This is a genomic window from Prauserella halophila, assembly GCF_024171895.1.
GTDB lineage: Bacteria > Actinomycetota > Actinomycetes > Mycobacteriales > Pseudonocardiaceae > Prauserella > Prauserella halophila.
This window is the reverse complement of the sequence record NZ_JAMTCQ010000008.1, coordinates 236,460-250,786: the sequence shown is the minus strand read 5'-3', so window position 1 is coordinate 250,786 and position 14,327 is coordinate 236,460. Positions and strand designations below refer to the sequence as shown.

10 protein-coding genes and 1 pseudogene are annotated in these 14,327 nt (G+C 70.8%); 7 read left to right on the top strand and 4 right to left on the bottom strand.

Going from position 1 to position 14,327, the window contains the following annotated elements; genetic code table 11:
* Positions 1-73: 73 nt before the first annotated feature.
* From fdh to nrfD, 3 genes and pseudogenes are all read left to right on the top strand, one after another.
* Positions 74-3,385 (top strand): annotated as a pseudogene (fdh, locus tag LY41_RS01385) (formate dehydrogenase); the annotation flags it as partial.
* 86 nt (positions 3,386-3,471) lie between these two features.
* Positions 3,472-4,419, top strand: a complete 948-nt coding sequence (locus LY41_RS01380) for a 4Fe-4S dicluster domain-containing protein (RefSeq protein WP_253861975.1) — start codon at positions 3,472-3,474, stop codon at positions 4,417-4,419.
* Positions 4,420-4,436: 17 nt separating this feature from the next.
* Entirely contained in the window at positions 4,437-5,390 is a 954-nt protein-coding gene (gene nrfD / locus LY41_RS01375; RefSeq protein ID WP_253862839.1) for an NrfD/PsrC family molybdoenzyme membrane anchor subunit, read from the top strand.
* 102 nt (positions 5,391-5,492) lie between these two features.
* Here nrfD and LY41_RS01370 read toward each other — a convergent pair whose 3' ends face one another.
* Positions 5,493-5,906, bottom strand: a complete 414-nt coding sequence (locus LY41_RS01370; protein WP_253861974.1) for a nitroreductase/quinone reductase family protein — start codon at positions 5,904-5,906, stop codon at positions 5,493-5,495.
* 120 nt (positions 5,907-6,026) lie between these two features.
* On the opposite strand from LY41_RS01370, the gene LY41_RS01365 reads away from it, so the two are divergent.
* The 4 genes from LY41_RS01365 (at position 6,027) to LY41_RS01350 (ending at position 9,915) form a co-directional block, all read left to right on the top strand.
* Complete coding sequence (locus LY41_RS01365; protein ID WP_253861973.1) at positions 6,027-6,581, top strand: TetR-like C-terminal domain-containing protein; 555 nt, start codon at positions 6,027-6,029, stop codon at positions 6,579-6,581.
* Positions 6,582-7,234: 653 nt separating this feature from the next.
* Positions 7,235-8,698 (top strand): HNH endonuclease signature motif containing protein, encoded by a 1,464-nt coding sequence (locus tag LY41_RS01360; RefSeq protein ID WP_253861972.1) that lies wholly within the window; start codon positions 7,235-7,237, stop codon positions 8,696-8,698.
* A gap of 390 nt (positions 8,699-9,088) precedes the next feature.
* Complete coding sequence (locus LY41_RS01355) at positions 9,089-9,469, top strand: hypothetical protein (protein ID WP_253861971.1); 381 nt, start codon at positions 9,089-9,091, stop codon at positions 9,467-9,469.
* A complete protein-coding gene (locus LY41_RS01350) occupies positions 9,466-9,915 on the top strand; it encodes a MarR family winged helix-turn-helix transcriptional regulator (RefSeq protein ID WP_253861970.1) in 450 nt (149 codons plus the stop codon). Before LY41_RS01355 ends, LY41_RS01350 begins: the two co-directional genes overlap by 4 nt.
* An 80-nt stretch (positions 9,916-9,995) precedes the next feature.
* On the opposite strand, the gene LY41_RS01345 is transcribed toward LY41_RS01350, so the two are convergent.
* From LY41_RS01345 to LY41_RS01335, 3 genes are read right to left on the bottom strand one after another with little or no spacing between them, the layout of a single operon-like run.
* On the bottom strand, positions 9,996-10,613 hold the full coding sequence (locus LY41_RS01345) for a TetR/AcrR family transcriptional regulator (RefSeq protein WP_253861969.1): 618 nt from the start codon (positions 10,611-10,613) through the stop codon (positions 9,996-9,998).
* A gap of 33 nt (positions 10,614-10,646) precedes the next feature.
* Positions 10,647-13,031, bottom strand: a complete 2,385-nt coding sequence (locus tag LY41_RS01340; RefSeq protein ID WP_253861968.1) for an acetyl-CoA acetyltransferase — start codon at positions 13,029-13,031, stop codon at positions 10,647-10,649.
* Positions 13,028-14,176 carry an MBL fold metallo-hydrolase gene (locus LY41_RS01335; protein ID WP_253861967.1) on the bottom strand — a complete coding sequence of 383 codons (1,149 nt, stop codon included), beginning with the start codon at positions 14,174-14,176 and terminating at the stop codon, positions 13,028-13,030. The genes LY41_RS01340 and LY41_RS01335 overlap by 4 nt, the downstream gene beginning before the upstream one ends.
* Positions 14,177-14,327 lie beyond the last annotated feature (151 nt).

Below are 14,327 nucleotides of genomic sequence, written 5' to 3'. Positions count from 1 at the left end.
TCGTCGCGCGCTGACGGACCCGCCCGCGAGCGGTACGGTGACGTGTACGCGACGAGGCGAGTGGAGGACGTCCATGGGTGTGCGGGAGTGGATCCGGTCGTGGCCGGTGTATCGCCAGCTCACGGGCGCCGACCGGCTCGGCAGAGGGGACGCCGCCGCATCGGCGCAGTCCCGCGAGCGGCAACCCCGCACCGCCGATGCCGACCGGGTGGCGGGCTCGGTCTGCCCGTACTGCGCGGTCGGCTGCGCCCAGCACGTCTACGTCGGCAGCGACGACACGGGCGAGCACGTGCTGCAGATCGAAGGCAACCCGGACAGTCCGGTCTCGCGCGGGCGGTTGTGTCCGAAGGGTTCGGCCAGTAAACAGCTCGTCACCGGTGAGCACCGCGAGGAGCGGGTGCTGTACCGGCCCGCGTACGGCACCGAGTGGCAGGAACTGGACCTGCCGACGGCGATGGACATGCTCACCGACCGCGTGCTGGACGCCCGCCGCAAGGGCTGGCAGGAGACCGACGCCGACGGCAATCCGCTCCGGCGGACGCAGGGCATCGCCAGCCTCGGCGGGGCGACGCTCGACAACGAAGAGAACTATCTGATCAAGAAGCTCTTCACGGCCCTCGGCGCGGTGCAGATCGAGAACCAGGCGCGGATTTGACACTCCGCCACGGTTCCCGGTCTGGGAGCCTCCTTCGGTCGCGGTGGCGCGACGGACTATCAGCAGGACCTGGCCAATGCCGACTGCGTCGTCATCATGGGTTCGAACATGGCCGAGGCCCATCCGGTGGGTTTCCAGTGGGTCATGGAGGCCAAGGCGCGCGGGGCCAGGGTGCTGCACATCGACCCGCGGTTCACGCGGACCAGCGCGCTCGCGGACAAGCACGTCCCGCTGCGGGCCGGCTCGGACATCGCGCTGCTCGGCGGGGTGATCAACCACATCCTGTCGAACGATTTGGACTTCCGGGAGTACGTACAGGCCTACACGAACGCGTCGTTCCTGGTCAGTGAGGAGTTCGCCGACACGGAGGACCTCGACGGGCTGTTCTCGGGCTACGACCCGGAGACGGGCACGTACGACACGTCCACGTGGCAGTACGAGAACGGCTTCCCGGCGAACGCGGTCGAGGGTCACCGGCACCGGGAGCAGTCCGCGGGCGAGCAGCACGGTTCGGGCGGGCCGAAGCTCGAAAGCGGTACGGGCATCGCGACCGACGAGACACTCCGGCACCCGCGCTGCGTCTTCCAGGTCCTCAAGCGCCACTTCTCGCGGTACACGCCGGAGATGGTGGAGCGGATCTGCGGCGTCTCCCGCGAGGACTTCCTCGAGGTGTGCCGGGCGTGGACGAGTGCCTCCGGGCGGGAGCACACCGCGGCGCTGGTCTACAGCGTCGGCTGGACCCAGCATTCGATGGGTGCCCAGTACATCCGCGCGGGAGCGATCATCCAGCTGCTGCTCGGCAACATCGGCAGGCCCGGCGGGGGAGTGCTGGCGCTGCGCGGGCACGCGAGCATCCAGGGCTCCACCGACATCCCCACGCTGTACAACCTGCTGCCCGGGTACCTGCCCATGCCGGACGCCCGGCACGCGGGCAAAGCCGACTACGTCGAGTCGATCCGCGGCACCCACCAGAAGGGGTACTGGCACCACGCCGACGACTACCTCGTCTCGCTGCTCAAGGAATACTGGGGCGAGGCGGCCACGGAGGAGAACGACTACGCCTTCGACCACCTGCCGCGCATCGACGGTGATCACGGCACCTACCGCACCGTGATGGACATGATCGACGGGAAGGTGTTCGGCTACTTCCTGCTCGGGCAGAACCCGGCGGTCGGCTCGGCGCACGGGCGGCTGCAGCGGCTCGGCATGGCCAACCTCGACTGGCTCGTCGTGCGTGACCTGACGATGATCGAGAGCGCCGAGTTCTGGCGCAACGCGCCCGAGATCGAGACCGGCGAGATCATTCCGGAACAGTGCCGCACCGAGGTGTTCTTCTTCCCCGCCGCCTCGCACGTGGAGAAGGAGGGCACGTTCACCCAGACCCAGCGGATGCTGCAGTGGCGCGACCGCGCCGTCGCACCGCGCGGGGATCAGCGTTCGGAGCTGTGGTTCATCTACCACCTGGGCCGGCTGCTGCAGCGCACGCTCGCCGGATCGGCCGACGACCGTGACCGGCCGCTGTTGGACCTGGCGTGGGACTACCGGACCGAGGGCGACGGTGAGTTCCCGGAACCGTCGGCCGACGACGTGCTGCGCCGCATCAACGGCGTGGACCTGACCACGGGCGAACTGCTCGACAGCTACCTGCAGCTGCGCTCCGACGGCACGACGGCGTCGGGCTGCTGGATCTACAGCGGCGTCTACGCGGGCGGGGTCAACCGCGCCCGCAACCGCACCGCGCGGACCGAGCAGGACGAGACGGCGCTCGAATGGGGCTGGGCGTGGCCCGCGAACCGCCGGGTGCTGTACAACCGCGCCTCGGCCGACCCACAGGGCAGGCCGTGGAGCGAGCGCAAGAAGCTCGTCTGGTGGGACGCCGAGCGCCGCGAGTGGACCGGCCACGACGTGCCGGACTTCCCGGCGACGACCCCGCCCGGGTTCGAACCGGAGTACGGCGAGGCGGGTCCCGGCGCACTCGCCGGTGACGATCCGTTCATCATGCAGGCCGACGGCAAGGCGTGGTTGTTCGCACCGAGCGGTGTCGTCGACGGTCCGCTGCCGACGCACTACGAACCGCACGAGTCGCCGATGCCGAACCTGCTCTACGGCCAGCAGGCCAGCCCGGCCCGCAAGGTGTACAGCCGCGAGGACAACCCGTCGAACCCGGCGCCGCCCGAGTCCGGTGGGGAGGTGTTCCCGTTCGTGTTCACCGCGGCCCGGCTGACCGAACACCACACGGCCGGCGGTATGAGCAGGCAGCTGGCGTACCTCTCGGAGCTGCAGCCCGCGCTGTTCGTGGAGGTCTCGCCGCAGCTGGCGGCCGAGCGCGGGCTCGCCGACCTCGACTGGGCCCACGTCGTCACCAGCCGCGCCGCCGTCGACGCGCGGGTCATGGTCACCGAGCGCATGCGGCCGCTGCGGCTCGACGGCCGGGTGGTGCACCAGGTGTGGATGCCGTACCACTGGGGGCCGAGCGGCAAGGTCGACGGCGACATCGTCAACGACCTGCTCGGCGTGGTGCTCGATCCGAACACGCTGATCCAGGAGAGCAAGGTCGCCACGTGCGACATCCGGCCCGGCAGGCGTCCGCGGGGACGTGAGCTGCTGGAGTATCTCGCCGGGTACCGCAGGCGTGCGGGGGTGACGGTGGAGACCGGCACGCACGTGATGACCGCGCACACGGCGGCCTCGGATGCGACGGTGTCGGACACGGCCACACCGGACGGGCCGGACACGACTGCCCCGGACACGACTGCGCCGGACACGACTGCGCCGGACAGGGCCGCGCCGGACAGGGCCGATCGGGAGGAGGACGCATGACCGTCTCGCGGGAGAGCTTCTTCGGGCCGTTGGACGACGTCTCGGGCGATGCCGGCTACACCGAGCATCCGCAGCGGGTCGGGTTCTTCACCGACACGTCGGTGTGCATCGGCTGCAAGGCGTGTGAGGTGGCGTGCAAGGAGTGGAACCTCCTGCCGGACGACGGGTTCGATCTGCTCGGCATGTCCTTCGACAACACCGGCGAGCTGAGCGCGAACTCGTGGCGGCACGTGGCGTTCATCGAACAACCCGCGCCGGCGCGCGAGTCGAGCCCCGCAAGGGAGGCCGCCCCGGCGCGGGAAGCCGATGCGGTCGATCTGGGGCTGCCGTCGTTCGACCTGCCCGGCGCGGGGACGGGGGAGGAGACGCGCACCGACTTCCGGTGGCTGATGAGCTCGGACGTGTGCAAGCACTGCACGCACGCCGGGTGTCTCGACGTCTGCCCGACCGGCGCGCTGTTTCGCACCGAGTTCGGGACGGTCGTGGTGCAGGAGGACATCTGCAACGGCTGCGGGTACTGCGTGTCGGGCTGTCCGTACGGCGTGATCGACCGCCGGGAGGGCGACGGCAGGGCGTGGAAGTGCACCATGTGCTACGACCGCCTGGGCGACGGCCTGGAACCGGCCTGCGCCAAGGCCTGCCCGACCGACTCCATCCAGTTCGGGCCGCTGGACGAACTGCGGGAGCGGGCGCGGCAGCGCGTGGAGACGTTGCACGAGCGCGGTATCACCGAGGCACGGCTGTACGGCGAGGATCCGAACGACGGCGTCGGCGGTGACGGTGCGTTCTTCCTGCTGCTGGACGAACCCGAGGTGTACGGGTTGCCGCCGGATCCCGTGGTGCCGACGCGCGACGCGGGGTCGATGTGGTCGCGGGCGGGCGTGGCCGCGGCGGCGTTCGCCGCTGCGGCGGTGTCCGTCTTTTTCGGACGGAGTCGTCGATGAGCCGGTCGCTGGGCCGGATGAGCGCCGACGCTGCGCACCAGCGGACCGCCTCCGAGGAGGAGTTCCGCTCGTACTACGGCAGGCGCGTGCTGAAGGAGCCGGTGTGGGAATGGTTCGTCCCGGCGTACCTGTTCGCGGGCGGGCTGTCGGCGGCGTGCGCCGAACTCGCGGCGGGCGCCGACCTGACCCGGCGGCCGCGGCTGCGGAAGGCGGCCCGGCTCGGCGCATTCGGCGGTCTCGGAACGAGCATGTACTTCCTGATCGCCGATCTCGGCAGGCCCGAGCGCTTCCACCACATGCTGCGCGTGGCGAAACCGAGTTCGCCGATGAGTGTCGGCACGTGGATCCTCGTGGCCTACGGCCCGGGTGTCGGTGTCGCCGCAGTGGCCGAGCTCCTGCCTTCCCGGCTGCGGCGGAGCCGGGCGGGCACGTTGCTCGGCGCGCTGGCCCGCCCGGCCGGTCTGGCGTCGGCGGCCGTGGCGCCGGGCGTGGCGTCGTACACGGCCGTGCTGCTGTCACACACGGCGGTGCCGGCGTGGAACGAGGCCCGTGACCGGCTGCCGTTCGTGTTCACCGGCTCGGCCGCGGCGGCGGGCGGCGGGTTCGGCATGGTGTGCGTGCCCGTCGACGAGGCCGAACCCGCGCGGAGACTCGCCGCGGTCGGCGCCGTGACCGAGCTGGTCACGTCCCGGCAGCTGGACGAGCGGCTCGGCGTCGTCAGCGAGGCCTACCGGACGGGCACGGCCCACCGGTTGCGGCGGTGGTCGGAGTACCTGACCGCGGGTGGCGCGCTGGGGAGTCTGGTCGCAGGCCGGAGTCGTGCGGCGGCGGTGGTTTCGGGGCTGGCGCTGCTCGCCGGGAGCGCGCTGCAGCGGTTCGGCATCTTCGAAGCCGGCGTCGAGTCCACGAAGGACCCGAAGTACGTCGTCGTGCCGCAGCGCCGGCGTGTGGATCGGGGCGAGCAGGCCTGAGGTGTGGCCCGGCGCGGGCCGGAGGACAGTCGGCCGAAGGGGCACCCCTGCGGTCACCAGCCCACAGCCCGGCACCATCGGGTTGCCGAGGGAATCTCGCCGTCAGTCGTCGAGGTCGATGCGGATCGTCGTGGGGTTCGTGCCGAGCGCTCGGACCATGGTGCTGTTCAGCCGGGGAAGGGTGCGCAGGCGGGCGCGCGCGTCGTCGTCGGGCAGGACGTGTGCGGTGCCGGAGTGCCAGACTCCCCGCTGGCGCACCCGCACGCGCGGTTCGGCGGTCAGGTTCCGGACGTACGCCGACGCGGCGCCGTGGTCGGAGACGAACCAGAAGTGCCCGTCGCGGATCGCGCCGCCGATGGGAGTGTGCCGGACGCGGCCGGTGCGGCGCCCGGTGGTTTCGAGGAGCGCCTGGCCGGGTAGGTGTCCGACGATCCGGCGCATGATCGGGTTGACCGCCCGGTGCAGCCGGTTGGCGAACCGGAGCCTGCGTGCCGAGCGGGAGCCGGGTGCGGACATGATTCGTCCTTTCGAACGGCCGGCCGGCGTGCCGGGCAGTTGCCGGTACCGGCGGTATCGAAGTGCTGCCCGCGAAGTGCTGCCCTCGAAATTAGGCGAGACCATTGGTACCGTCAAACCATGCGTGCGCACACCGGACGCCGTCGGAACGACGAAGCCAGGGCCGCGATCCTCGCCGCGGCCACCGACCTGCTGGCCGCGGGTGAGCCCGTGACGCTCGGGGCGATCGCGGGCCGGGCGCAGGTCGGCAAGCAGACCATCTATCGCTGGTGGCCGTCGAAAGGGGCGGTCGTACTCGAGGCGATGACCGAACGGGCGCGAAGCCTCGCGCCGACGGCCTCGACCGGCTCACTGGAGGGCGACCTCGAGGAGTTCGTCGCTGCGACCTTCGCCGCCGCGGGCACGCCCGAGTACACCGCCACGCTGCGGGGGATCGTGTCCGAGGCGCTGCGGGACGAGCACGCCGCCGCGGTGCTCGCCGAGTTCACCGCCGACCGGCGGGAACAGCTGTATCTGATCATCGAGCGATGGCTGCCGGACGCCGACGCGGACCTCGCCGTCGACCAGGTCTACGGCGTGCTCTGGTACCGCATCCTGATCGGCCACGCCGCGGTCGACGACGCCGCGGGCAGGCAGCTGGCCGCCACCATCGCGGCACAGCTGCGCGCCGGCTGATGCTGCGCGCCGACTGCTGAATGCTGCCGCCCCGACCCCGGAACGCCGCCCCGATTCCGGAACGCTGTCGCGTCGGCTGGTGAATGCTGCTCCGACTCCGGAACGCCGCCGCGTCGGCTGGTGAATGCTGCCGTGCCGGCTGTTGAGGCTCTGTGCCAGTTTCTGAGGCTCTGCGCCGTTTCCTGAATGCTGTGCGCCGGCTCGTGGGGGCTGTGCGCTGTCGTCGCCTGAGTATGACGGTGGGCGGGCCGGTTGCTGCTGAGTGCCGGTGTCGCCGGAATCGGCTCGTCACGGCATGTCCGATCTTGTGGTTCTGTGACGGGGCGCGGAGACGTCCCACGGATGTCGTAGCTGTGATTGTTTGTCAGATTTTTCGACGGTGGAATTGAGTTCCGCTTGGTGGCTGTGGATCGGGCTCTGTTGTTCGGCGGCTGGGCGGTCGTCATGACCGCGGTGAGGCGCTCTCGAATTCGGTCAACGGAAGGCTGTGAAGGTCGCGCCGTCGGGAGGTGAACCGGCCGGACATGTGCCGGGCGACTCCGCGTGGCTTTCCGAATGGTTGAGTGGCGGCGAGTGTTGGCGCACACAGCCGGAGTCGGGTCACTCGATTGTGTAATGTCGTGTTCGACCGTGCGTTCGATATTATAGATGTTGTGGATGACGTGATGGAGGAGATCGAGCAGCTCGGTGTTGTTCGGGCTCGGCGGGCGCGGCTCGATGCCGAAGAACTCGAGCTGTTGGCGGCGATCGCGGCGGATGTGGGGGACGATCGGGGTGTGGTGGAGGAGTTGACGCCGGTGTTGCGGGTGTCGACGCGCGAGGTGGAGCGGCGTGTGGAGGACGGCAGGTCGGTGGTGCGGCGGATGCCGCAGCTGCTCGCGGCGATGCGGTCCGGTGCGGTGGAGTCCTACGGCGCGCGGCGGGTGCTGGCGGTGGTTGATCCGCTCGATGACGACACCGCCCGGCAGGTCGACGGTCTCCTCGCGGAAAAGCTGACGGACGCGCCGGAAACGGCGTGGCAGCCGGGCAACCTCGCACAACGCGTACGCAGACTCGTGGAGAAGACCGACCCGGACGGACAGACCGAACGGGCCCGGCAGGCGCGGGCGGAACGCAAGCTTGAACTCACGCCCGGCGAGCACGCGATGTCGTCACTCGAGGTGAGCCTGCCAGCAGAGAGGGCGGGCGCCTGCTACTCACGGGTCGATGCGATGGCCCGATCACTGCGGCACGGTGGTGACGTCCGCACCCTGGATCAGCTACGCGCCGACGTGGCCGCCGACCTGCTACTGGGGCGTGACCCCGGTGTCTCGCCGCCGGAGGCGGCGGCCATGGTGTATCTGCACGTGCCGGTCGACGCGGCCCTGTCACTGTCCAACAACGGGTGCGAACTGGACGGATACGGGCCGATTCCCGCGCCGATCGCGCGGGAGATCATGACCAACGAGCGGAGTATTTGGCGTGCGGTGTTGTGTGATCCGGGCACGGGTGAGCCGGTGGATCTGGGGCGCACCCGGCGGCGGCCGAGTGCGGTGATCCGGGAGTTGGTCCGCGTGCGCGACCGGGAATGCGTCATGCCCTGGTGCCATCGACCGGCCCGGCACTGCGACCACGACCACGAACACCCCTGGACCACCAGTGACGGTGACGGTAGCGGTGGTGGTGCGACGTCAGTCGCCAATGGCGGACCGCGGTGCCGACGACACCACCGGCTCAAAGACCGGCCCGGCTGGAATGCCCGCTACGACCCGACCCGCGGCGTCACCCGTGTGACAACTCCGCACGGGGCGACCTACACCGCACACCGCGACCCCGTCCTCACTCCCACACGCGACACCCCGAAACGCACAGCCCCGACACGTGAGGACCCGGGACGCACCGCCCCGAAACGCCAGGCGCCGGGGCGTCAGGACTCGCAACGCACTGCCCCGGCACGAGAAGCACCGACAGGCACCGTCCAGACGCGACAGACACCGGGACGACAGGCGCCGGGACGCGAGGCGCCGGAAGGCCGCGCCCCCGCACGCCACGTCGCCCGTGTCGAACCGGAGCGAGAAGCCACCGCCCCGAGAGTCACCGACCCGAAGCACCAGGACGACGACAGCCCGCCGTTCTAGGACGTGGTGCCGAACCCCTTTCGAGGGTTCGCGAGTGAGTTTTGGTGGCGACTGTGTGTCGGTTCCGGGCAGGGGGCGTCCAACTGATCAGGCGCGCCCGTGAACGAGGCCGGTGTGCCGATGGCTCGCGCGTACGCGATCGAGCCGCAGAAGGCAGACGATCTCAGGTCGATCAGGCACGGCTCAGTCTCTCGCCGGCTCGAGAAATGCCTGCTGCACACGCCGGGTCAACGACCTCGAGCAACGCGCGCCGGGGCTGTCGGAAACGAGCCTCGTTGTTCGGGCGCGGAGAGCTGTTTCGTCGCTCGCAACATGAGGACGGGTTCCCCGAGCTCTCACGAAGTAGAGTTTCACGGAGTAGAATCCATGCGAATCGCATACAGTTGTGGCATGAAGGCGAGTCTCGAAGCGGCGGTCGACGAGTGGCACGCGAGCGTCAACGACGGGGATTCACGGCGCGCGGCGCAGGCGGTCGGCGACCCGATCGTCGTGCTGGGACCGCAGGGCGCAGGCTCGATCACGCCCGCGCAGTTCGCGGAGTGGGTGGAACGTTCCGGGATCACGCTGATCCCCCGAACGTGGCATCCGATCGGTGACCGACTGATGGTTGTCGAGGAGGACGCCACGTGGCCCGAGAGCGAGGCGGCGACGCGGGTGGCGACGGTGTTCCGTGCCTCCGGCGGGAAGGTGACCGCTGCGTTGCGGCTTCCGGACCTCGATTCCGCGCTCCACCTGGGACACATCTGCCGCGAACTGGCGGCGTCCGAATGACCGCCCACGATCCCGGCCCGGGACAGGTCCTGTTCCACTTCGTACGGCACTGGTCCCGCCGGTCGGTGGCGGGGGAGACCGGCGGTGAGCAGGGGCGACTCGTGCTGGTCTGCGACGCGGTCGACGCACTCGGCCGGCGCGGCGTCTCCGCCACGATCAACGCGATCGCCCACGAGGTCGGGATCGACCAGAGCGGAGCGTCCCGGTTGGTCACGAACGCCACGGTGGTCGGCCATCTGGACATGGCGGTGGCCGCGGTCGACGGCCGGCGGCGCGAAGCGCGGCTCACCCCCTCGGGCCGAGCCATGCTGGAGCAGGCGCACCACTGGCAGGAGGAGGTCTTCGCCCGCCTGACCGCAGGGTGGAGCGACCGGCGGCGACGCGACTTCCGGCAGGCGATGACCGACCTGATGGAGCGCTCCTACCTGATGGACGCAGAACCGTGATGGACGCAGAACCGGACCCGCCGACACGGCGCTGATCCCGCAACGGGGTGCCGCCGCGTGCCGAGTTCGGCCCGCCGCCGTTACGGGCGGGTCGAGCCGAGCAGGAAGCCGACCAGGTTCTCGGTGTACTCGTCCAGCCCGGCCTGGACGGCCTCCTCCAGGTGCTGCGGGGTCGACAGGATGTGCGCGATCACCCCGCCGCACAGCGTGTCGAGCAGGAGAGTGACGGAACTGTCGTCGGGAAGGTCCCCACGCCGGATGCCGCGGCGCACCATGGCGCGCGCCGCCTTCACCTGCGCCTGCCGCAGCTCGTCGCAGCGCTCGGCGAGCCCGGGGATCATCGGCGCCTCGAGCATCATCCGCAACGCGGCCTGCCTGCTCGGGCCCGCGTACAACTCGACCAGCTGCCGCGCCAGCGCGATCAGATCACCCCGCAGCGAACCGGTGTCGGCGTCCACGACCGGCGCCACGTGCGCGGCGAGCGCGTCCAGCAGCAGCCGTTCCTTCGTCTCCCAGCGCAGGTAGATCGACGCCTTGCCGACGCAGGCCTGCCGGGCGACCGATTCGACGCTGAATCCCGCCCAGCCGGCCTCGCCGAACACGGCGACGGCGGCCAGTGCGATCCGGCGGTCGACCTCCGGATCGCGCGGCCTGCCGGTGGCCGTGCTCGCCCGGTCGTGGTGCGATGGTGCGGGCATCATCGGGTCCCGGTCAGCGTGGTGGGCGCGGGGTCAGCGGTTCTTCCACTGCGGCTCCCGCTTCTGAGTGAACGCCATGATGCCCTCCATCGTGTCCTCGGCGACCAGTAGATGGTCCATCACCGACGACGGATGGTTCACCGCGTCGACCGTGTCGGCGATGCCCGCGGTCTCGGCCATGAACTGCAGCGACGCGCGCACCGACGTCGGCGACCCGGCGAGGATCTCCGCGGCCACCTCGCGGGCCGCGTCGACGGCGCCGCCGGCCTCGGCCACCCGGTTCACCAGCCCGTGCCCGGCCGCCTCGTGGGCGTCGAGGCGCTTGCCGGTCAGGATCATCTCGTTGGCCAGTTTCGGCGGGATCGTCCGCGGCAGCCGCACCAGGCCGCCCGCCGCGGCGATGAGCCCGACCTTGACCTCGCTGAGCGCGAACCGGGCGGTCTCGTCGGCGACGATCACGTGGCACGCCATGGCGATCTCCAGCCCGCCGCCCATGGCGTAGCCGTTGACGGCCGCGATCACCGGTTTCGGCAGATGCTCGCGATGCGTGAGGCCCGCGAACCCGTTCTTCGGCGCCCACGGCAGGTTTCCGGACGCGGTGTAGCTCAGGTCGTTGCCCGCCGAGAACGCCTTGTCACCCGCGCCCGTCAGGATCGCGACCCACAGGTCCGGATCGGCGAAGTAGGCGTCGAAGATCTCGTCGAGCTCGGTGTTGGCCTCCGGGTGCAGGCTGTTGCGCGCCTCAGGGCGGTTGATCGTGACCTCGAGGACGTGCCCGTCGCGGCGGACGAGCACGTGCTCGTAGGACTCGCGCAGCGCAGGGCTGCGGGGCGGATGGAACTCGTTCATCCGCTCCTCGGTGAGCGCGACCCGGTTGCCGTAGCCGAACGAGCGTGCATACACCCGCGTTCCCACCGGATCACCGGTGGTCAGCAGGTCGAGCAGCTCGTCGTCGCCGCGCTCGGTGCCCGCGACGAACCGGGTGCCGTCGGCCTCCAGCCTGCCCACGACGACGCCCGTCGGGGAGCCGGACCGGCCGTGGACGGCGGTGAACGTCTCGATCGTCGCCCAGCCGTCGGCGTAGCGGGTGTGTCCCGGTTTCCCGGCGGCGTCGAGCTCGGCTTGCAGTCGCGCACTGTCGTCGGGCCGCCACGGCGCCGGCGTCGTCGAGTAGACGCCGACGGAGTACTTGCTGAGCATGCCGCCGTTGGCGCCCACGAGGCCGTACTCGCCGGGGCGCCCGCGCAGCAGCGTCACGGCCTCGGCGATCGCGTGCATGGAGTAGTTGTTGCCCGCGCCGCCGAAGAACGGCAACCCGCCGGTGAGTGTCAGTCCGCGCGGGTCGTCCGGTGCGATACCGAGCCCGTCGCAGAGCGCGAACACCGCGACGGGAAAGCAGCTGTAGAGGTCGAACGCCGCGACGTCGTCGAGTCCGATTCCGGCGACCTCGACCGCGTGGCGCACCGCCGCGACGGCCGCCGGATACGCCGACAGATCGGCCCGGTCGACGAGATCGTGTTCGCGCAGATCCGCCTGGCCGTGCAGGAACACCCACTTCTCCCGCGGCACTCCGAGCCGCTGCGCCGCCGCGACCGACATCAGCAGCACGGCCGCGCCCTGGTTGACCTTGTCGCGCGAGACGACGTAGCGCGGATACGGATCGGCGATCATCCGGTTCGACTCGGTGATCGTCGTCAGCTCGGCGGCCGAGCGTTCGACCGGCGTCGCGGCGTACGGGTTGCGCGCGGCGACGGCCGTGAACGGGGCGAACAGCTCACCCATCGCGCGCGCGTACTCCTCGCGGGAGGACTTCAGCCTGCCGCGGCGGGCGTTCTCGAACAGCGCGTACTGGCCGGTCGGGTCGGCCAGACCCGCCGCGAGGAGTTCCTGCGTCATCAGCCCCTGCAGGCCGCGACCGCGGTCCTCGAGCTGTCCGCCGACGTGCTCGGTGAAGTCCGGCTTGTCCGGCGCGGACGCCAGGTGCTGCGCGGTCGAGATCGCCTCGGAACCGAACAGCAGCGCCACTCCGGTCTCGCCTGCGGCGATCGTCGCGGCCAGTTCGTTCACCAGGTGCTGCGGGCCCTGCCCGCCGACGACCTCGAGGATCGCGCGGCGTGGATCGGCACCCACTCGGCCGGCGACCGACCGCGGATAGTTGTCCGAACTGCCCAGCGGCGGGAACGCGCCGGGCGTCGAATGCTCGAACTGGCGGATCCCCGCCGCCACGTCCACGGCCTCGGCCACCGATCGGGCGTCGGCACCCGTGTCGGCCAGGGCGGAGCGGGCCGCCTCGGCGGCCAGGTCGACGGCGGAGAGGCGCCGGTAATCGGCGTCGTCGATGCGCTCGGCGGCCTGGCCCACGCCGACCAGCACGGGAGTGTCGGGGTCGAGGGCCTCGACGGCCTGGGACGGTGTCAAGTCGTGCTCCTTGCGGTGGTGGGCGTGGTCGACGTGGTGGGTGTGGTGGGCGTGGCGAGGCGGATGCGGTCCTGCGAGTCGGGCCCGCTCCCGGACCCGGTGTGCCACGTGAGCCTGCCTTCCCCGACGAGATGGTCGAGGTGCGATGCGGTCTCCGCGAGTGCGCCGATGCGCATGCGGCCCACCTCGGCCCAGGGCCGGGACCACGTCAGATGGGTGGCGACCTGCCACGGAGTCGGTGTGCCGAGACCGGCGATCACGTCGACGATCTCCTGGCACCGCTGCTCGTGGTGCTCGGCGAGCAGTCGCGCGCGCTCGCCGAGTCCGCGGAAGCGGTACTCGTGGGCGGGCAGTGCGTCGTGGTCGCCGAAGTCCTTGATGCGCGTGAGCGAGGTGAGGAAGTCGGCCAGCGGCGCGCCGATACCGCCCGGGTAGAGCCCGATGTTCGGAGTGATGCGCGGCAGCACGTGGTCGCCGGTCAGCAGCAGCCGCTCGTCGGCCTCCTGCAGGCACAGGTGCCCGGGCGTGTGTCCCGGCGTCCACACCGCGCGCAGTGTCCGCCCGGCCACGGGGACGAGGTCGCCGTCGTCGAGCAGCACATCCGGGTCGGCCATGGCGGCGGTCTCGGGGTCCCGCGCGTCGAACGGCCCGCCCAGCTCGCGTGCGTCCGGTTCGGGTGCACCCTGATCGTGCAGCCACGCGGTGAGCGTGTCGTGCGTGCCGAGTGCACGCCGCATGCGCTGGGGAAGGGTCTCCCGTTCGGCCGGGTGCATCGCGATCCAGGCGCCGGACTTCCGGCGGAGACGTTCGGACAGGCCGTGGTGGTCGGGGTGGACGTGCGTGGTGACGATGCCCGTCACATCGCCGGTCGTGGCGCCCGCCTCGGCGATCCCGGCCTGCAGGGCGTCCCAGCCCTCCTGCGAATTCCAACCCGGGTCGACGACGAGCAGTCCGCCGTCACCCTCCAGCAGGTAACTGAGCGTGTAGCGCAGCGGGTTGTGGGGGATGGGAACCGGCACCGACCAGATCCCGTCGGCCACCCGCTCGACCGGCGGCAGCCTGCGCTCTTGCCACGCGGCCCATTGGGCGGTGCCGAGGACCGTGATGCCCTCGGGTGGCCCGGTTCGGCTGGTCGGGTCCGTCAACGCTGACTCACCGGCTTTCCTAGACGTTCCTCGTCCGTAAGTGCCGCGGTGAACGTATCCCGCGGAGTCGGCGTGACTCAACGAGTGGTTGATCACGTCCCGTTCACACGCGGCGCACCCGGCGGTGCGTACCGTGCTGGCAACAGTGGCG